This window comes from Mesorhizobium sp. M7A.F.Ca.CA.002.05.1.1, from assembly GCF_003998335.1.
Classification (GTDB): Bacteria; Pseudomonadota; Alphaproteobacteria; order Rhizobiales; family Rhizobiaceae; genus Mesorhizobium.
Genome location: NZ_RZQI01001414.1, coordinates 1 through 912, shown reverse-complemented (window position 1 = coordinate 912; position 912 = coordinate 1). Strand labels below are relative to the sequence as shown.

Sequence of the window (912 nt, the reverse complement as noted above, 5' to 3'; positions counted from 1 at the left end):
GCGGTGGACGGCGCCGGCAAGCGCCTGGACGAAGAGCAGGCCGACGGCGTCATTGTCGAAAATATAGGTCTCGAGCAGGACGCTGCGCTCGGCACCATCGATGGCCGCGCACATGGCGGCATAGGCCTCGTCGCCGGTCTCCAGCACATCGATTGCATTTCCAGGATTGAGCGCGCGCCGCGCCACCCTGTCGCCCAATGTCCGCAAGCCCGTGAATCGTTGCCCGTAGCGCTCGACGATCAGGGCCTCTTCGACAGCGACGTCGCGCTCGTGCTTGGCGGACATCGCGCCATCGGCAAACGGGCGCTGGGCGGTGATCGTGGCGCGGCGAATGCGGTTGATGCCGGCGACGGCATAGATCAGCACGCCGAGGATCGGGGACAGCACCATCACGCCGACCCAGCCGGTGGCGGCGCGGACATCTTCCTTGGTCATGACGGCATGGACGATGCCGACCGTCGCCATCACCACGGAGATGATCGCCAGAATTTGCGGCCAGTGAGTCGCCAGGGTCGCCAACATGCCGAGACTATCCAGCGAGCGGTTGCAGAAGGCAATGCAGCCGCTCGTGCCGTGCATTCGGTGGATGGTGGCATGCGGCCCTGGCTGAAGAGTTCGACCGGCCGCAGAGATCGATGGGTTGAAGCACCCCGATAGATCCTGTCAGAAGGACAAACCTGACCCAGGGGAAGCATAAAGCCTGGCATCGTCCTGTTCTTCCCAGGCCCACCGAAGCCTCTTATGCTTTGGTACCACCTCTATTGTATATCAGGAGGAATGAATTTAGTTATATAAACACTTTGATTGATGGCGAGGGGGGCGCTGAATGATGAAATTCAACTTCGATGGACCTCCCGGCGATGACGCAGTTGCCGACACGTCGGCAGAATGCCAACGCCAATTGCTGCCTCT

Annotated in this window: 1 pseudogene; it reads right to left on the bottom strand. The window is 61.2% G+C overall.

Annotated elements, in window-relative coordinates:
• Window positions 1-522, bottom strand: a pseudogene (locus tag EN939_RS35985) (cardiolipin synthase); the annotation flags it as partial.
• Between the last annotated feature and the right edge of the window lie 390 nt (window positions 523-912).